The organism is Bradyrhizobium sp. RDM12 (assembly GCF_051917485.1).
Lineage (GTDB): Bacteria > Pseudomonadota > Alphaproteobacteria > Rhizobiales > Xanthobacteraceae > Bradyrhizobium.
Genome location: NZ_CM133064.1, coordinates 3907271 through 3925608, shown reverse-complemented (window position 1 = coordinate 3925608; position 18338 = coordinate 3907271). Strand labels below are relative to the sequence as shown.

Annotated in this window: 16 protein-coding genes and 1 pseudogene; 7 read left to right on the top strand and 10 right to left on the bottom strand. The window is 60.6% G+C overall.

Annotation, left to right across the window (positions count from 1 at the left end; all coding sequences use genetic code 11):
* Nucleotides 1–10: 10 nt before the first annotated feature.
* Complete coding sequence (locus ACTGJ9_RS18945; protein ID WP_456678572.1) at nucleotides 11–1366, bottom strand: hypothetical protein; 1356 nt, start codon at nucleotides 1364–1366, stop codon at nucleotides 11–13.
* 175 nt (nucleotides 1367–1541) lie between these two features.
* On the opposite strand from ACTGJ9_RS18945, the pseudogene ACTGJ9_RS18940 reads away from it, so the two are divergent.
* A pseudogene (locus ACTGJ9_RS18940) lies at nucleotides 1542–2539 on the top strand (caspase family protein).
* 162 nt (nucleotides 2540–2701) lie between these two features.
* On the opposite strand, the gene ACTGJ9_RS18935 reads toward ACTGJ9_RS18940, so the two are convergent.
* From ACTGJ9_RS18935 to ACTGJ9_RS18910, 6 genes are all read right to left on the bottom strand, one after another.
* Nucleotides 2702–3820, bottom strand: coding sequence for a cobalamin-independent methionine synthase II family protein (locus tag ACTGJ9_RS18935; RefSeq protein WP_456678290.1), 1119 nt, complete (start codon nucleotides 3818–3820; stop codon nucleotides 2702–2704).
* 21 nt (nucleotides 3821–3841) lie between these two features.
* On the bottom strand, nucleotides 3842–4558 hold the full coding sequence (locus ACTGJ9_RS18930) for an ABC transporter ATP-binding protein (RefSeq protein WP_456678289.1): 717 nt from the start codon (nucleotides 4556–4558) through the stop codon (nucleotides 3842–3844).
* A complete protein-coding gene (locus tag ACTGJ9_RS18925) occupies nucleotides 4551–5306 on the bottom strand; it encodes an ABC transporter ATP-binding protein (RefSeq protein ID WP_456678288.1) in 756 nt (251 codons plus the stop codon). Before ACTGJ9_RS18925 ends, ACTGJ9_RS18930 begins: the two co-directional genes overlap by 8 nt.
* Complete coding sequence (locus ACTGJ9_RS18920; protein ID WP_456678287.1) at nucleotides 5303–6331, bottom strand: branched-chain amino acid ABC transporter permease; 1029 nt, start codon at nucleotides 6329–6331, stop codon at nucleotides 5303–5305. The genes ACTGJ9_RS18925 and ACTGJ9_RS18920 overlap by 4 nt, the downstream gene beginning before the upstream one ends.
* Before the next feature lie 8 nt (nucleotides 6332–6339).
* Entirely contained in the window at nucleotides 6340–7209 is an 870-nt protein-coding gene (locus ACTGJ9_RS18915) for a branched-chain amino acid ABC transporter permease (protein WP_200473121.1), read from the bottom strand.
* Between the two features lie 219 nt (nucleotides 7210–7428).
* On the bottom strand, nucleotides 7429–8619 hold the full coding sequence (locus ACTGJ9_RS18910) for an ABC transporter substrate-binding protein (RefSeq protein ID WP_456678286.1): 1191 nt from the start codon (nucleotides 8617–8619) through the stop codon (nucleotides 7429–7431).
* A 525-nt stretch (nucleotides 8620–9144) separates the two neighbouring features.
* On the opposite strand from ACTGJ9_RS18910, the gene ACTGJ9_RS18905 reads away from it, so the two are divergent.
* Both ACTGJ9_RS18905 and ACTGJ9_RS18900 read left to right on the top strand, forming a co-directional pair.
* A complete protein-coding gene (locus tag ACTGJ9_RS18905; protein WP_456678285.1) occupies nucleotides 9145–9429 on the top strand; it encodes a hypothetical protein in 285 nt (94 codons plus the stop codon).
* Between the two features lie 182 nt (nucleotides 9430–9611).
* Nucleotides 9612–10259: an SDR family oxidoreductase gene (locus ACTGJ9_RS18900; protein WP_456678284.1), complete on the top strand. Its 648-nt coding sequence runs from the start codon at nucleotides 9612–9614 to the stop codon at nucleotides 10257–10259.
* Between the two features lie 247 nt (nucleotides 10260–10506).
* On the opposite strand, the gene ACTGJ9_RS18895 is transcribed toward ACTGJ9_RS18900, so the two are convergent.
* From ACTGJ9_RS18895 to ACTGJ9_RS18885, 3 genes are all read right to left on the bottom strand, one after another.
* Nucleotides 10507–11109 (bottom strand): sugar transferase, encoded by a 603-nt coding sequence (locus tag ACTGJ9_RS18895; RefSeq protein ID WP_456678283.1) that lies wholly within the window; start codon nucleotides 11107–11109, stop codon nucleotides 10507–10509.
* Between the two features lie 7 nt (nucleotides 11110–11116).
* Entirely contained in the window at nucleotides 11117–12046 is a 930-nt protein-coding gene (locus ACTGJ9_RS18890) for an NAD-dependent epimerase/dehydratase family protein (RefSeq protein ID WP_456678282.1), read from the bottom strand.
* 453 nt (nucleotides 12047–12499) lie between these two features.
* A complete protein-coding gene (locus ACTGJ9_RS18885; RefSeq protein ID WP_456678281.1) occupies nucleotides 12500–13669 on the bottom strand; it encodes a glycosyltransferase in 1170 nt (389 codons plus the stop codon).
* Nucleotides 13670–13985: 316 nt separating this feature from the next.
* On the opposite strand from ACTGJ9_RS18885, the gene ACTGJ9_RS18880 reads away from it, so the two are divergent.
* The 4 genes from ACTGJ9_RS18880 to ACTGJ9_RS18865 all read left to right on the top strand — a co-directional run bounded on the left by ACTGJ9_RS18880 (nucleotide 13986) and on the right by ACTGJ9_RS18865 (nucleotide 18322).
* The gene (locus ACTGJ9_RS18880; RefSeq protein WP_456678280.1) at nucleotides 13986–14924 is read left to right on the top strand and encodes a glycosyltransferase; all 939 of its coding nucleotides are present in this window, start codon (nucleotides 13986–13988) and stop codon (nucleotides 14922–14924) included.
* A gap of 38 nt (nucleotides 14925–14962) precedes the next feature.
* A complete protein-coding gene (locus ACTGJ9_RS18875) occupies nucleotides 14963–16318 on the top strand; it encodes a hypothetical protein (protein WP_456678279.1) in 1356 nt (451 codons plus the stop codon).
* Between the two features lie 141 nt (nucleotides 16319–16459).
* The gene (locus ACTGJ9_RS18870) at nucleotides 16460–17932 is read left to right on the top strand and encodes a lipopolysaccharide biosynthesis protein (RefSeq protein WP_456678278.1); all 1473 of its coding nucleotides are present in this window, start codon (nucleotides 16460–16462) and stop codon (nucleotides 17930–17932) included.
* Nucleotides 17933–18025: 93 nt separating this feature from the next.
* Nucleotides 18026–18322, top strand: a complete 297-nt coding sequence (locus ACTGJ9_RS18865) for a hypothetical protein (protein ID WP_456678277.1) — start codon at nucleotides 18026–18028, stop codon at nucleotides 18320–18322.
* Nucleotides 18323–18338: the final 16 nt, after the last annotated feature.

Here is an 18338-nt window from a genome sequence, read left to right as displayed (position 1 = left end):
TTGGATTATGTCAATCACGCCGGCGCGAGATGACGTAGGATTCGTCGAGAAACCAGAGCCCGTTGTACTTTCGCAGCACATCCCTGGCGGCATCCAGAGTGCGACCGTTTTGAGTCATATCTGTCAACCGGTCGTCCTCAATCTGAGCGACATACACCGCCGCATTCCACGCTGCAAAGGCCGTCGAGGTTCCGATGGTACCCGTCACCTCGTTGGGCAGCGCTTCCATATCATACCTGAAGATCGAACGGTTATCCGCATATGCATTAAAATTTAAGTCGCGGCCCAACGATCCAAGCTCATACTTAACGGCGCGCAATAGCTCATGACGGCTCACCGAGAAAGGATTTTCTCCAGGCCAGATCGCCTGGATCATTTCCATGCCCGGATCGTGACCATGGGAGTGAATACCGATCAGGCGGCCGCCCGGCCGCAACGCCCGCGCCAGCGGTGCGATGATCCGCTTGGCCCGGAAATTGACCGAGGACAGGGCCCGGTATGGCTGGGATGCAATGACGAGGTCGAAATTGGCCTCGGTCTGGCCCGGTCGCGGAATAGTCGAATCCAGCAGGAATCGGTGGTCCTCGCGGTAGAGCACCAGCACGACCGGGCGTTCATATAGCGGCATCGCCGTGCGCGGGCTGATCGCGGCACGCCAGTTCTGCTCCAGGAACGGCCGAAGCTCGGCGATCTGCTGCTCGAACTCGCCTGATGAGGCGCCCCGCAGGGGGACCTCGTGCCAGACGGTGGCAGCGGCGGCCGCAGGCGAGGCCGGCGTCAGCCAGGGCGCCTCCGAGTAGAACATGTTGGTGAAGACGAAAACCGACGCAGGATGTTCGAAAATTCGATCCGGCACCTTCTCCAGCGTCAGGCGCAAATCCTCGAGACTGAGCTCCTTGCCGGCAACGTAGAACGGCATGTGCGGGTAGCGCTGATGCGTGGCGCGCAGCACCCGCGCCAGCACCGTGCCGTCGCCGACGCCGGCGTCGAAGATGCGCAGGGCAGGCGGCCGAGGATGGATGCTGGCGAGTTCCAGCGAGACGCGCTCCGCAACCACCCGCTTCTCACTGCAGGTGTGGACGAACAAGAGATATTTCTGCCGGTTCTCGAAGAAGCGGAAATTACCGCGCGGATCGCGCTTTTCCGGGGGTACCTGGAGCCCCCGCGGTGGCGGCAGGCCGCCCGTCGTGGACGCGGCGATATAGGCCTGGATTCGCTCCAGCGTGTCGATGGTGATGCGCTTGCCCTCCCGCAGCCGCTGCACGAGCTTCCCATCGTTCACTGCACGTCGGCCAAACGTCGATTCCGCCATGTCCGCCTTACGGCAGAACTCGGTGATTTGGCTCAGGATTTCGTCGTTTTTCATAAGTGGGATGGCAGTGGGCAGAGAAGTTGGGACTTGCCTCCTAGCAAATTCTGCCCACTCTGGGAATACCCGAATGAAGCAGCCGCCCGCGAGGTTGGTGATGGTGGGAGCGATCAACCCCGGCCCGCCGCCGGGCGACAAACGAGCGCCTCTCCTGAAGTCCGGGACCATCGCCATGCGCCGCCTGCTTGTCGCGCTCCGCCTGCTCGCTTCAACACTCTGTTCGGCGCCGGCATCCGGGCAATCGCGCAGCCAGCTCGGCCCGCTCTGCACCACCGAGACCACGCCGGCGGACCAGATGGTCGACGCCTGCAGCAAGATCATCGCGCTGAAGGTGTTCAAGGGCGAGCAGCTCGCGATGGTCTATTTCTGGCGCGGTGGGCTGGAATAAGAAGGGCGATTACGCCCCTGTCATTGCCGATACCACCGAAGCTATCCGGCTGCAGCCGAGCCAGGCGGCCTACAATTTGCGGGGCTCGGCCTGTTACGACAACGGCGCCTACGACCTCGCGATCGCGGATTTCGACGACGCACTGAAGCTCGGGCCGCCTGATGGCATCATCTTCCACAACCGCGGCAATGCCGCACTGCGATCTGGCGCGCGAAGAACGATCTCAGAGGATGACACGCGCGTTTTTGCGTGATGCGGCGCGGGCGCAGGTCGCAATCGTTTACTATGCCGGCCGCGGCGTGCAGGTCGACGGCCGTAACTACCTCATTCCCTCGATGTCGAACTCAAGCCGGGCGAGAGCATGACCGAGCGATGATCGACATGGACACGATCAAGGCCGGCCTCGACGACCAGGTCCGTACTAATATCCTGATCTTCGATGCCTGCCGCAACAATCCGATGGCGCAGCAGGTCGCAAGCGCCGGCAGCAGTCGCGGCATCGAGGGCGCGCCAGGCCTCGCCTCCGTCGAGCCTCGGGTCCGGCGCGACGTTAGGGGCCGGCACGCTGATCGCATTCGCGACCGCACCGGGCCAGGTGGCGCTCGATGGCGAAGGCGCCAATTCGCCGTTCTCCGCGGCGCCGCCACATCGGCACGCCGGGGCTGGAAGTGCAGCAGATGCTGACGCGGGTGCGGGCCGAGGTGGTCTCGGACACGAAGAACAAGCAGGTGCCGTGGTCGAACTCGTCGCTGCTGGGCGAGATCTATCTGGCGGAGAAGTGAGGCACTCTCTTGCCCCGGACGCGGCGCAGCGCTGCTTCAGCGATGCGCCGCAGAGCCGGGGCCCATTTCTCCGCGCTACTGCCCGCTGCCTGGGTCCCGGCTCTGCGCAGCAACGCAAGAGCGTTGCAGCGCGTTCGGGACAAGAGCAAGACTAGTCGCGCCTCAGTTGCCCCACACTTCCTTGGCGATCTCCACCGCGAGGCTGAGCTTGGCCCACTGCTCCTCCTCGGAGAGGATGTTGCCTTCCTCGGTCGAGGCAAAGCCGCACTGCGGCGACAGCGCGAGCTGCTCCAGCGGAGCGAACTTGGAGGCTTCTTCGAGGCGGCGCTTGATGTCGTCCTTCTTCTCGAGCTCGCCGAACTTCGAGGTGATGACGCCGACCACGACGACCTTGTTGCCCTTGGGCAGGAAGCGCAGCGGCTCGAATCCGCCGGCACGATCGCTGTCGTATTCCAGGAAGTAGCCGTCGTAGTTGGTGCCGGCCAGCATGGTCTCCGCAACCGGCTCGTAGCCGCCCGATGAAATCCAGGTCGAGCGGAAATTGCCGCGGCAGACATGCGTGGTCACCACCATGTCGGCGGGCTTCTCGGCCAGCGCGTAGTTGATGATGCGCGCGTAGATCTGCTGCAGGCCTTCCGGATTGTCGCCGCGCTCGCGCGCCTTCTGCAATTCGTCGGGCGAGCAGAGATAGGCCCACACGGTGTCGTCGAACTGCAGATAACGGCAGCCGGCGTCGTAGAACGCCTTCACGGCCTTGCGGTAGGTCTTGCCGAGATCTTCGTAGAAGGCATCGAGATCCGGATAGACGTCCTTGGAGATCGCCTTGCGGCCGCCACGGAAGTGCAGCACGGCTGGCGAGGGGATCGTCATCTTGGCGGTGACGTGGGCCTGGTCGGCGGACTTCTTCAGGAAGCGGAAGTGATCCAGCATGGGATGGTGGTCGGGGAAATCGAGCTTACCGATCACGCGGACCGCGTCATGCCGCGTCTCGACGCCTGCGAACTGGATGCCAGTGTCTGGATGAAACATTTCGCAGCCGGTGAGCTTGGCCAGGAAATCGAAATGCCACCAGGAGCGGCGGAATTCGCCGTCGGTCGCGAGCTTCAGGCCGAGCGAGGCCTGCTTGTGCACGACCTTCTCGATCTCCATGTCCTCGATCTTGCGCAGATCGTCGGCCGAAATCTCGCCCTTCTCGAGCCTCGCGCGGGCTTCCTTGATCTTTGCGGGACGAAGGAGGCTGCCGACCTCGTCGGCGCGGAAGGGGGCTTTGGTTCGCTGCATTCTTGAACTCCCGAGGATTTTTTAGTGGGCCGCCGCCCCTGCGACGCCGAGGTGGCGCTCCAGGACCGACGGGTCGGCCTTCAGCGCGGCGCTCGGGGCGTCGTGGACGATCGTTCCGCGCTCCAATATCACAACACGGTCGGCGAGCCCCAGAATCTTTTGGGCGTTTTGCTCGACGATGATCGAACAGATGCCGCCGGACCGGGTGATGGTCCCGATCGCCTTCAGAAGCTCCTCGACGATGATGGGGGCCAGACCCTCGGTCGGCTCGTCCAGCAGCAGGACTTTGGGGTTGAGGATCAGCGCACGGCCGATCGCCAGCATCTGCTGCTCACCGCCGGAGAGCTGGTTGCCGAAGTTGCTCCGCCGCTCCTTCAGCCGCGGGAACATCTCGTAGACTTTCCCGACAGTCCAGGGACCGGGCTGCGCCACCGCGGTCATGTTCTCCTCCACCGTCAGCGAGCGGAAGATGTTGCGCTCCTGCGGCACCCAGCCAATGCCGGCGCGCGCCCGCTGGTCCGGCCGCATGGTCGTGACATCGGCTCCGCCGAGGGTGACGTTGCCGGAGAACCGGCGGGTGACGCCGACGATGGAGTTGATCAGTGTGGTCTTGCCGGTGCCGTTGCGCCCGAGCAGCGCCAGCACCTGCCCTTCGGCAAGGCGCAGGGACATGTTGGGCAGCACCACCGCCTCGCCATAGCCGGCGCGAAGTGAATCGATTGCGAGCAGGTCAGACATTGACCGCCTCCTCGCCGAGATAGACCGCCTTCACCTGCGGATCGCGCGCGACCTGGTCTGGCGCACCTTCGGTCAGCAGCGCGCCGGACACCAGCACCGAGATGCGGTCGGCAAAGGAGAACACGAGGTCCATGTCGTGCTCGATCAGCAGAACGGTCACGTCGCGCGGCAGGCTGCCTACGACAGCGAGAATGTCGTGGCGCTCGCTCTCCGGCACGCCGGCGGCGGGCTCGTCCAGCAGCAGCACGCGCGGCTTGGCGGCGATCGCGACCGCGATCTCGAGCAGGCGCTGCTTGCCGTAAGGCAGCGTCACGGTCTCTTCGTTCATGACATCGAGCAGATGGAAGCGCGTCAACAGATCGGCGATCTCGTCATTGACATCGTTGCGCGTGCCCATCCGCCGCCACCAGTCGCCGCCATGCCCGAGGCGTTCGGAAACGGCAAGGCCGATGGTCTCGAGCGGGGTGAGATCAGGATAGAGCTGGTTGATCTGGAAGGTGCGCGACAGGCCGCGCAGCACGCGCCTGTGCACCGGGAGATCGGTAATGTCCTGGCCTTCGAGCAGAATGCGGCCCGAGTTCGGCTTGAGCACGCCGGTGAGCTGGTTAATGACAGTGGTCTTGCCGGCGCCGTTCGGACCGATCAGTGCATGGCGGGCGCCCTGCTCGATCCTCAGCGACAGGTCGCGGGTGACGCGCAGGCCGCCAAATGTCTTCTCGAGATTCTGGGTTTCGAGCGCGATGGTCATGCGTCGTTCTCCGGCACGGCGACAACGGCCTTGCGTCCGGCGACCTGCTTGACGATCAGGTTCGGCATATAAAGCACCCAGCGATGCAGGCGCTGGCGGCCGACCAGCACGATCACGACCAGCACGAGACCGATCCAGAACTGCCAATATTGCGGGGTGATCGTGGAAAACACTTCCTGGAGCATGCGGAAGATCACCGCGCCGATCAGCCCGCCATAGAGATAGCCGGTGCCGCCGATCACGAGCACCAGCATCAGATCGGCGGAGCGGTCGAAGGCGAACACATCGAGCGAAGCGATCGCCGTGGTCTGGGTGAACAGCGCGCCTGCGATGCCGGCATAGAACGCCGCGAGCGTATAGATCGCGATCAGGCGGCGGTTGACGGGAATGCCAATGGCAGCGGCGCGAAGCGGATTGTTCTTGATCGCGCGCAGCGACAGGCCAAACGGCGAATGCACGATGCGGCGGGCGAGCAGGAACAGTACGAACAGCACAGCCAGTGAATAGAAGAAGCCGGCCTTGCCGAACATATCGAACGGGATCTCACCGAGGATCGGCTGCATCTCGATGCCCTGCAGGCCGTCGGTGCCGCCGGTGACGTTGGAGAAGCGCTCGGCGAGCGCTTCCAGCAGCAACGCAATGCCGAGCGTCACCATCAGCCGCGTCAGGTCGACGCCGCGGATCACCAGGAAGCTGGTGGCGAAGCCGAGCACCATCGCGGCAAGACCTGCGGCAATCAGCGCCAGCACCGGTTCGTTGATGAAGCCGTGCAGCGCCAGCAACCCCGCGGCATAGGCGCCGACGCCGAAAAAGGCGGCGTGGCCGAGCGAGACGATGCCGGCATAGCCAAGGACGAGATCGAGCGACATCGCAAACAGCGCCAGCCGCAGGATGTCGGTCATGATCAGATAGCGCGTGGGAAACAGAAAGCCGCAAGCGAGCAAGACGAGCCAGAAGGCGGCCTCGCCATAATGCCAGCGTGCCCGCCGCTGGGCGTGATGACCGACGTCGGAAGAAGCGTTCATCGGCAAACTCAACGCGCAGCCGTGCGGCCGAACAGGCCGTTCGGGCGCCAGATCAGGATCACGATCATCATGGTGTAGATCACGAACGGTCCCATCTTCGGCACGTAATATTTGCCGGCGACGTCGCCGATGCCGAGCAGGAGCGAGGCCAGAAACGGTCCGGTGATCGAGGACGAGCCGCCGACGGTGACCACGATCAGGAAGTAGATCATGAACTTCAGCGGGAAATACGGATCGAGGCCGAGGATCTCGGCGCTCAGCGCACCACCGAGACCCGCAAGCCCGCATCCAAAAGCAAAGGTGAAGGCGAACACCTGCGGCACGTTGATGCCGAGGCCGCTCGCGGCGCGGGGATCATCGACGGCGGCGCGAAGACGGCTGCCGAAGCGGGTCTTGGCCAGCACCATCTGGAGACCAATGGTGAGCAGGCCGCAGATCACGATGATCATCAGCCGATAGCGGCCGATGCCGACGCCGAACACGTCGAACTGGCCCTGCAGCGCGGCCGGCAGGTTGATGAAGACCCGCGACGAGCCCTGGATGTAGTCGACGGCCGCGACCGACATGAAGGTCAGGCCGATCGTGAACAGCACCTGGTCGAGATGGCTGCGCGCATAAAGGTGGCGATAGAGCGTACGCTCCAGCGCAATTCCGATCGCGGCCGCGGAGACAAAAGCGAGCGGCAGCGCGGCGAAGAACGGCCATCCCATCCTGTTGACCAGCACCATGCAGACATAGCCGCCCGCCATGGCGAAGGCGCCATGGGCGAGGTTGACGAAGTTCATCAGGCCGAGCGTGACCGCGAGCCCGCAGGCGAGCACAAACAGCAGCATGCCGTAGGCGACGCCATCGAACAGGTTGGTGAGGATTGAGGTCATCGTGGATCGATCGCCGTCGAGATCATATGAGGTCTAGCCGCGTACGATGCTGCACTCCCTCTTCCGCTTGCGGGGAGGGCTGGGGTGGGGGTGCCTCCGCAATGAACGCTCCCAACGTGGAGGGAACCCTCGCCCGGCGCTTTGCGCCGACCCCTCCCGCAAGCGCTTGCGGGCGAGGTGCAGCGAGTACGCGGCACGCGCTACGCAAACAATACGTCCTTATTTCTTGGTCTTGCCGAGATCCTTGACCGCCTCGAAGGTCGCGAACTCGACGTTGTAGAGCTCGCCGTCGACCTTCTCGACCTTGCGGATGTAGACGTTCTGGATGATGTCGCGCGTCTCCGGATCGATCGAGATCGGGCCGCGCGGGCTCTCCCATTTCTGACTCTTCATGGCTTCGACCAGCTTGGTGCCGTCGGTGTCGCCATTGGTCTTCTTCAGCGCCTCGTAGATCAGGTGGATGCCGTCATAGCCGCTCACCGCCATGAAGCCGGGACGCGTACCGAACGCCTTCTTGTAGGCGGCGACGAAGTCTTTATTCATTTGCGAAGGATGCGCGGCCGAGTAGATATGCGCGGTCACGGTTCCGAGCACGGCGTCGCCCATGTTGTTGAGCAGGTCGTCGTCAGTGACGTCGCCCGGTCCGATCACCTTGATACCGGCCTTGTCGAGGCCGCGCTCGGCATATTGCTTCATGAAATTGCCGCCCTGGCCCGCCGGCACGAACACGAAGATCGCGTCGGGCTTGGCATCCTTCATGCGCTGCAGGAACGGCGCGAAATCGGGGTTGGCGAGCGGCGTCTTGACCTCTTCGACCACCTCGCCGCCGCCAGCGGTAAAGTGCGCCTTGAAGAAGTTGAGCGCGTCATTGCCCGGCGCGTAGTCCGAGGTCAACGTCGCCACCTTTTTGATGCCGTTCTTCACTGCCCAGTCGCCGATGATGGTCGAGGACTGCGCGAGCGTGAAGCTGGTGCGCACGATGTACGGCGAGCGCTCGGTGATGATGGATGTGCCGGCCGCCATCACGACTTCCGGAATCTTGGCCTGGGTCGCCAGCGGCGCGGCGGCGAGCGCCGCCGGCGTCACGCCGAAGCCGCCGATGAAATTGACCTTGTCGTTGACGATGAGCTCCTGCGCGGCGGTCTTGGTCTTGTCCGGGATTGCCGCGTCATCCTTGACGATGATCTCGATCTTCTTGCCGGCGACGGTGTCGCCCTTCTGCTGCATGTAGAGCTTGATCGCGTTCTCGATCTGCTTCCCGGTCGAGGCCTGGCCGCCGGTCATCGGCAGGATCAGGCCGACCTTGACGGTGTCATCCGCCTTGGCCGGTACGACAGCCGCAAGGCCCGCGATGGCGGCAGCCGCGGCGACCCAAGAGACCGTTTGCGTAAACTGTTTGCGTTCGAACATCAGATGTCCCTCCCTTTATTCCTGACCTCTTGTGCGCCGGACCGAGTGCCCGGTCCTTGCCTCACCTTAATCCACGCGCGAGCGATGTCGCGCGTCACAAGGTGTCTTTCGCGCCCTCATTGTCAATCGGACGTTTGGCGACCATTCGGCGCAAGCCACCCGTCACAATGACCTATCGTCGAGAACCACGTCGCGGTCACGCCGGGTAGCCCGAGCACCCGAGCCTGGCTGCTATCATTTGGACGATTGTACAAATGAAATGGACTTGTCAACGAAAAGCCCAGTCGCCGACCAAGCCAGATTGTCGCGAGCAGATGGCCGCAGTCTAGAAGTGCGACTTGGCGGATGGATGAAGGATTTCGTCTTTCGTTTGCCGAATTTGAACATTGGCGACCGAGGCGCTCGTCTTATTCGGTGTTTAGATACCCACCTCGAATAAGCCAATTTTATCTTGTTGAAGACTAGCTTCCTGACCCGCTGGTTTTCCGGCGTCTGACCTCCCAGTTCCGAACCCGGCGCAGTACAATGTCCACGCGTTTCCATTCTCTCCTGCTTCTCGTCGGGCTTGCGGCGGGCCTGTCCGGCTGCGGCACCGTCAACGAGAAGCTGTCAGCAGGCATGGGCGACTATGTCCCGCAATGGGCCGGCGGCCTGCCCGCGGATGCCCCACCGCGACCGGGGACGCCGCAATACGAGGCATGGATGAAGGAACGCCAACGCCTGCGCCAGGTCCCGGCTGCCGAACGCGAGAAGGCGGAGCAGGCCGAACAATCGACCGGAGCGACTAATCGCAAGGACGGGGTTCGCTAGAGCAGCGCCGGCGAAGTCGAGCTAGAGCAGTTGCAAAGCGGAGGAAGGAGGAGTTCGCGGCCGGACTCCATCGCGCGCGGATTGACTGCCTGACGACGTTGAAGCAACACGGCGTCCGTCAAGTTCCGAAGCGCGCCACTGGACGCTGCCCTTTGAGCGTGCGAATCTGGATCACTCAAGAAATGATCGACCAAATGAGTTCGGCGGACGAAAAAAGATGCCTGGTCATTGGCGCCACGGGGCTGGTCGGCGGCCATATTCTCCGGCTGCTGCTGCAGAGCGGACAGCGACCGCTCGCCCTCTCCAGATCACGAAAGAGCGCTGCAAATGTTGACTGGTTTTGCGGTGACCTGGCAAAGCCTGACGCCCTGAATTTCCCGGCATTCACGACCCTCTACTGTACCGCCGATGCCATTCTGTTGGCGGACGCGCTTCCCCATATCTTCAGTCCTTCGCTGAAGCGGATCGTCGTATTCAGCTCTACCAGCGTCATGACCAAGCGAGACAGCGAGGTCGCTGAAGAGCGAGAGTTGCTTGGAAGGCTCGCCGAGGCTGAAGACAGGATCGTGCTGGCTTGCGCACGGAACGCTGTCGAATGGACGATCTTGCGTCCGACATTGATCTACGATCCCGGCCGCGACACAAACATTACGCCGCTCTCGCGCCTCATCCGGCGATTTGGCTTCATGCCCTGGTCGGCGGCGGCTCGGTCTCCGACAGCCGGTACATGCGGAGGATCTGGCCATCGGAGCCATCGCGGCCGCATCAACCGCGTCCGCTGCGAACAAGTTCTATTCTCTCCCCGGCGGCGAGACGCTGACCTATCGTGAAATGATCGGTCGGATTTTTGAAGGAATGGGGTTACCCCAACGAACCATTCCGATTCCTGCTTCCCTCTGGAAGGCCGCCTTTGTTTTCGCGAAACCACTCTTTCCAGGTGCGAACGTAGCGATGGGCACTCGCATGTCGAAGGACATGATTTTCGATTCGAAACCTGCGTCACAGGACTTCGGCTGGACACCCCGGACCTTTCATCCGTTGTTTGATCAACCGCCCGTCAAGAAGCCATCTTGATCGTCACTTGAATGCAGGGTCCGATTGTGGGTTGCTAGCCATAGGTCTTGTCCCGGACAACACGATCGACTCCACGCCGTGCCCGCGAAGGGTCGACCAGATCAGCTTCAGATCTCCGGCAAAGCTCTGGCTGTGGATATATTCGGCATCCACTTCGGCCAGACGCTTGGGGTCAGACATATCGATACCTCGGCTTTGCGCAAGGCCCGTAATACCAGGCAGGACCGTCAAGACCCCTAATCGCTTGCGCGCCTCAACCAGAGCCGCTTGGGACGGCAAGCAAGGCCGAGGTCCGACAAGGCTCATATCACCGGCCAACACGTTATAGAGCTGTGGGATTTCATCGACCTTGAAACGCCGAAGATACTCACCGAGCGCGGTGACCGACGAGGCCTCGACCTGATGCGTAGGAACATTCGCGGTTCCCGTATGCATCGTTCGAAACTTGTAACAGGTAAATGGATGCCCGCCTCTTCCGACGCGAACCTGCGCAAAGATCGCTCCACCCGGACTCTGGAGCCGAATGGCGACCACGATTGCGAGAAGCACCGGCCAGGAAATCAAAAGAAACAGCGCGCAGGCTGCAAAATCGAACGCCCGCTTCATTGATCAATCACTCCAACGATCCCGACCGCGGCTCGACTATCGCACGGAGGCCCGCTTTGGTCTCAACTCGAGGACACCATCCAGCCTTCTGCAAGCTAGCCGAGCTTACAACCAGCTCCCGTCCGATCCGGTCCCAAAGCGACCGGCGCCCAGTTGCAATCATCATGACCTTGAGTGTCAGCGGCGGTATGGAAACAAGTCCTGGCGAACGTCCCATTCCCTCTCGTAGCGCGGCAAAGATTTCAGCGATAGTGACAGGCTCCGGATCGGAAACGACGAAGGTCTGGTTCAACGTGGCGGATCCATCGAGACAGAACAAGACTGCTTCTGATAGATTCCCGATTGATAGAAGAGAGCGTCGATTGCGGAACGCACCAAAGGGTAGCGGAATGGGCAGCGCCGCAATTCGTATGATCAACGCGATATTGGCCTTGGCTCCCGGCCCGTAGACGATCACGGGCCGGAGAATCGTATACGGCACGCCAGAGCGTTTAATTTCCTCTTCCGCCTCAAGCTTCGCTCGATCGTAAGCCGTGACCGGGCACGCTTTGTCATGTTCCGTAACGACGCCATCCGCCGCCGAGCCCGCCTGGGCACCAATAGACGACATGAAAATCAAGCGTTTGATCCCGTGATGCCGACAGGCCTCTGCCAAGCCTTTTGTCGCGACACGATTGGCTCGCGTGTAATTGCCGCTATCGACGCGGCTGCGGTGGGCAATTGCTGCCAAGTGCACGACGATGTCTATGCCCTCAAGGAGCGGATGCCAGTCCACCTGGGATTCGAGATCGGGCAATTTCACACATTCCAGGTTGTTCCCCGCCCTGCCCGGCTGGCGCGAAGCCGCCCTCACATGATGCCCGGCGGACGCCAAGACGGAACAAACCGCTTCGCCAATGAAGCCTGAAGAGCCGGTGACCAGTATTCGAAATGCCATCCTATCGTCCTGAACCGCTCACAGCTTCTGCAGAATGTCTTAAACCGGATATGCAACCCACGGTAAAGGTCCGATACGACCAAATGTCCGCACCCTCGACTGGATTGATCGTGGCTCAACGCCATTGACGAGCCCGCCTGCAGCCTGCCTCGAATCAGCCGAAGCATCGTGAGCGTTTGAGCCGAGAATCACGGTAGGCACTCAAAATCCTCGAGATATGTTCCATCGCCATGAACCTGACAGCCAGCCTGGCCCAAACGCCAAGATAGCTGGCAACGCATCCGAACATCGGCCTTGCCCGCCTGGAGCGACGATCACCGGACGAGGAGCCCTCCTCTCCCGGCCCGGCGGTCCTCCGGCCAGCCTGTCTCCCATATAATTTTGCAGGATGGAATGCCCCTGCGGCGCACCCCATCGCAGTGGAACTCACAGGAGATCTGGCATGGAGGTCGATCACCGGACGGCAATCCCCGCGGCGGCAAAAAGCAACTGGCGATTCTGCTCGATGCTTTGCGAATCCTGCAAGATACGTTCAGCATATTGCATGCACGCAGTTCTCGCTGTGGACTGTTCGGCCAACGTCCAACGCGACGCCTCATCGATGCAAGCCGCGACGGAGCCGGGATCTGGCGCGATCGCCCATCCTGCGCCCGATTCACGCAGATCGTTCCACGGGGTCTGGTCGCTGGTGAGCACAGGGAGCCCTACGCTCATTGCCTCGAAAATGACGTGCCCGTAGTTCTCGCCTAAAGTCGGAAACAAGAACAGGTCATAGCAAGCAAAGACCGATGCGATATCCTGGTGCGCAACTTCACCGCGATAGGCGACGCTGACATGTGGCGGCAACTCGTCGATGAGCTTCTGGCATTCCGCCCAATAGGTCTCGTCCTCTTTCGGCCCGTAGATATCGAAAACTACTCGCGCCTTTGCGAGGCTAACAGCCCGCAACGCGCCGGTCAGGTTCTTCTTGGGCGATATGCGCGACAGGAAACAAAGACGAAATGGACTACCACTCTCACGTGGCTCCCACGTTGAAGCTGCGTTTGCCGGCGGCGCGGTGGCCAGATCAGATCCGATTGCAATCGAAGACGAGCCGATCGACATAGCTCGGCAAATATCTTCAGCCTCGATTTCCGTCGAAGCATGCCACATGACGTCCCGGGTCAACCGAGACATTGAGGCGCCCTTGATATATGCTGATTTCCTCAGGCTCTTTAGCGTCAGGGCTCCAGGCGAGAACTCTCCACGCGGAGCAAGAAGCAATGGTATGCGTGGAATAAGACCTGCTCGCCGAGCGATCAGGACACGCAAGCTAAAGACCGGATCGAAAAAACTGTTGAGGTAAATGCAGTCAGGCCGAACCTCTTCAATCAAGGCGCGGATGGCCCGGATGGAGATATTTTCGGACCCAAAATATCGAACCTCGGCCTTGCCCATTTTGATCCAGGCATTCGCATCAAGCTCCGGATAAGGTTCGGCGTCGCCCAGATCGCGATCAAGTGTCCCGATGAAAAATCTGATCTCGTCGCCGAGCGCTTCCGCCATGTTCGCCAGCGACCTGATCGGACCGCCCGCTTTAAATCCCGGCAGATAGTGCCTGGTAAATCCCAAGACTTTCATCATGATCTGGTTTCGCGCGCTGGAAGGGAACGACACTGTCGCGACAATATCGATGATTGGCAACGTAAGGCGCTGAGTATCCCTTCCAAAAGGAAGGCAATCGAGATTCCGGGCGAATGTGTCAATCGCACGACGCAGACCGTCACCGACCAATAATTTGCAACTACGAGGGTCGCGAAGGCAAAACGGCTACCCCGCGCCGAAAGTCGCAAGATGGAATTGATTCATTTACTGGGAATTGCGCCAGATGGCCAGCCTGTAGTAATCACGGATCATCGGCAACTCTCGGGCGTGGCAGGGATAAAGTTGGAGTTATACGTTGACGGAACTGCCACTGATAAGCTTGGTGACGCCCACCTACAACCGCTCCAAATATCTGCCGGAGACGGTGAACTCGGTACTTAATCAAAGCTATCGCAACATTGAATTCATCATCGTCGACGATGGCTCGACCGACTCGACCGAAGAGTATCTCGCGACACTTCCACCGGGAGTCAAGGTCTTGCGGCAATCGAACGCCGGACAAGTCGCAGCGTTGACGGCAGGTTGGGGCGCATCGACCGGAACATATCTCGGTTACCTGAGCGACGACGACATCCTGCTACCTGACGCGATCGCTACCCTAGTCAAGCATCTCGAAGGAGAACCTGGGGCGGTAGCAACGTTCCCAAACACGAATCTGATCGATCAGAACGGCAGGATTGTCAGGGAGCACGGGGGGCGGCCATTTTCTCTGGCAGAGCTCGTGATCGAACAAGAGTGCTACATTGGCCCAGGCGCCATCTTTCGTCGGAGCGTATATGACGCGGTCGGCGGATGGGACCCTCGCTGCAGGCTCGGACCAGATCGCGAATTCTGGATGCGGGTGGGATGTCTTGGCCGCATTGATTTCAATCCGGAAGTGCTGGCGCTCTATAGGGTCCATTCCGGATCACTTTCAATCAGCGGAATCGTGTCGGACAAGTTGGTCGATGAGTTCATCTACGTTGCTGACAAATTCTTCGATGGCCCGTTTTGTCCCAGCTCCCTGCGGGCAGGCAAGAACCTCGCGCTAGCCAACGCCCACCTCGTCGCCGCTCGCGGGCATCTGCGCAACGGTCACCTGACCCGATTTGCCCAGTCAATCCTGACCGCCCACACATACGACCCTGCAAGCCTCAACCTGAAATCGATGTCGAGACTCGTTCGCGCGGTGATCCCCCCTCAGCTAAAGCAACCGATCGCGCGCCTGGTTGGACGCTTTCGACGCAGCAGCTGATGCCGTCATGATTCCAATCGTCACAGGGCTTTGCGCACATGGTTCTTAAGACTCCCGAGCGTATCAGCGCCCTTCGGTTGACCGGCGCTCCAGTGGCTATGACGATCTATCTTGCACTGACCGTGCTCGCTTTTCGTTTCGGCCCGTGGCCCTGGCCAGTGCAACAGCCGGAATACCTTTACCTCTATCTCACGGCGGCCATAGCCCTGTTCTTCGTTGGGGCGATCGGTGGGGCCTTCGTATCCCCGCCGTGGCGGTCGCCTATCGCAAGCCATCGCGAAACTGCAACGATCAAAGTTGCGATTCTGCTCATGGTTCTCAGTGTGCTCATCTTGTCGGTAGCGCGAACCGACTCGCCCCTACCACCGGTTTCGCTTCAACTATCGCGCGCGAACTACAACTACGATATCTTCGTTGCGAGGAACTTCACGCGTGGATGGTGGACCTATTTCGAGTACGCGTTCGCCTTGCTCAGCCCGTTTTTCTTTGTTGCGCTGACTGGAGCAATACAACATTGGCGTCGGCTAGGTTGGCTCTACCGGCTTGCGTACATCTTCGCCTGCCTTATTTTTCTGCTGATCTACACTCATATTGGCGTCAATCGCGGCTTATTCCAATTGTCGGTGCTGCTACCGCTGACCTTGGGGTTATACTACGTCTTTTCAGGACTGACCTCGCGCCGCACCATCTGGATCTTGATCTCCTCGGCAGTCGTTGGCACCGCATTGTTCTTGTGGATCTTCGTTTTCTTCATCTCGTTCCGCGATCCAGCCTCCAACGTCGGCCACTTCACGCCACTGAATCTTGACGCGCAGAGATCCGGCGCGGTCTATGCAATCCTCCCATCAGCGCTGTTCCCGGGCTATGAGACAGTCACGCGATACCTCGGCGTCGGTTACTATGGACTTTCCCTCGCGCTGGCAGAAACCGACTATGGACTGGGGTGGGGGCTCACCAACTCCCTGGTCGTCTTGAGGAAGGCCAAGTTCCTCCTTGGCGACAGCTGGTACTTCCATACACTTCTTCCGGTAATCGAACAGAAATACGATTGGAGTCTCTGGACAACCTGGCATTCCGCGTTCACATGGTTCATCTCGGACTTCGGCGTATCCGGTTCGTTGATCGTCGTTCTGATGATCGGCGCCCTCTATGGCCTGGTATGGCGCAGCCTTTTGATGACAGGGTCCGTCATTGCTCTATCCATGTTCTATCTGCTGAACACGATGGTCTTTTATTTTCCGGCCAACAATCAACTATTGCAGTCAGCCGACACGCTTTTCGGCTTCCTGGCTCTATCCCTGATTTTCGTTGCCGGTTTTTTCAAGCTGGATCTCGTGAGAACATCGCCCTCAGCGCCTGACGCTTTTGATCACCTTTCCAAGGATCGGTTTTAGCCGGCCTTCGCGCCACGTCAGGGTAAGAGGTCGACAGCATGGGCAACGGATCATAGGGATGCGGCCGTGACCTTCTTGCGCAAGCGTCCGACGGACGGACCTTCGAGCGGCGGAAATCCGGGCCGATCGGGCGGTATAGCCATGGCCGGCAAGGTCCTCCAACTCGTGACTGGCGTCGGGATCGGCCTGCTGCTTCCGCTGGGCCTGGGTTTGCACGACGTCGGCGTGTTCTTTTTCGTCCAAGCCATCGTCAGCGTGAGCGTTGTCATTGCTCAACTGGGGCTGCCCGTCACGATCCCCGGGATCATCTCACATGCGATTGCGGTTGGAGACACGGGGCGAGCTCGGGCCGCCGCCATCGCAACGACAAAGATATCCATCATCTCCGGCTTGGCCGTCGGATGCCTGGTTGGAATTTGTGCGTTCGCTTTCGGCCCGGGCGCGAACGCATTGAGCGCAGAAATCTCGAGTCTCGTTCCGCTCATAATTCCAATGATTGCAGCCGGCGCTCTGCTCGGCGTGCTCGCCGAAATCCATCGCGCACTCTACGGCATGATGGCCGCTTCGTTCCTGCCCGCCCTTCAGGGGCTGATCGTCAGCGCCTATCTCGTATCTGCGCTCGCGTTCAAAGTCCCCTTATACGTCTCGCACCTACTTATCGCCAGCGTGCTCGCGGCCATAGCCGGGATCGTGCTCGGATTGGCGCAATTGGCACGAATGATGCGCCCCTGGCAGCGGGTACCGGTCACGCCGGCGCCCCCATCGAACATTTTCGCCGAAAGCTGGCCAAATCTCATAACGGCTCTGAGCTTCGTTGCCGTGTCCCAGCTCGACATTTGGGTCGTGGGGCTCGGCGGCCACCCTGCAGACATCGCGTGTTACGGATTGGCTCTGAGAATCGGAAGCATGTTTGCGGTCCCGCTCACGATCGTATCGCTCACGATCCTGCCTCACATCGTAACCAACTGGGCGCGTCACCGCCGCTTGTATTTGCAATGGCTGCTAACTCTCTCGGCCACCGGCGCGACCTTCGCAGCACTTGTTGGAGTTGTGCTGTTCGCGGGCTTCGGACGAAGCTTGATATTGATGATCTGGGGAGAGGCGTATTCGCGGGCGTTCGGCGCCGCGCTCATCCTGGGGCTTGGCCAGGTCATGTTTTCGGCAGGCGGCCTCGCCGGTTACGCGCTCATTCTCCTGGGCAAACAAAAAGTCGCAATGGTGAGCACGCTGATCGTCGCGAGCGTGACGTTGCTGCTGGCTGTTTGGGCCATGTTCAAATTCGGGATTTTAGGCGTCGCGACCGTATATGCCGCGAGTTCGACTACGCAAGCCCTCGTAAATGTCGTTCTGGTCCGGAACTTCTTCGGACTCACTGCGAATGCAAGGCTGATAAATCCATTGCGCGTGGGTCGGCTGTTGTCTCACACGCCGAAAAGTTTGCGAAACATATTACGGAATCACCGCGGGATTCAGAGCGTCGTAGAAGGCCACGGCAATCCTGTCGCATGTGAGACGCGGGATGCACCAGCGATGATCGGCCGATTGCGCCATCCGCTGTTTCTGGTAGTCTCGCGCCCATGCAGTCCAGGACGTTCTCGAGGACTGCAACGCTAGTGCCTGGGCTGCTGGCAACCGTATTTTCCGGCCGCGATCTACCTAGAATATTCCTACGCCCCGCAGCCGGATCCGCCAGTGATCCGGAGCTTCATGCTCGCGCCGTTCGCAAAGTTTGACGGCGACGAGCGGGCGTATCGGGCATCCACGGAATGCATCTCATCGCTTGATGAGTTCGCAGACTCCGCAGACGACCGCGCCAGGTCTCCGATCGTGATCTACGAAAACAACAAGCCGCTCGGACCCGCGCACAGCTCGCACGATGATATCTACAAGAACGGCTTCGGACAATTTTCGCACTGGCGAGGACTCGGTATTATTTTCTCGTCCAGCGACGCCACCAACCCGAACACAAACGGCAGGCAGCATACCATCGTTCGGCCGCAGTGAGATCACATCGCAACAG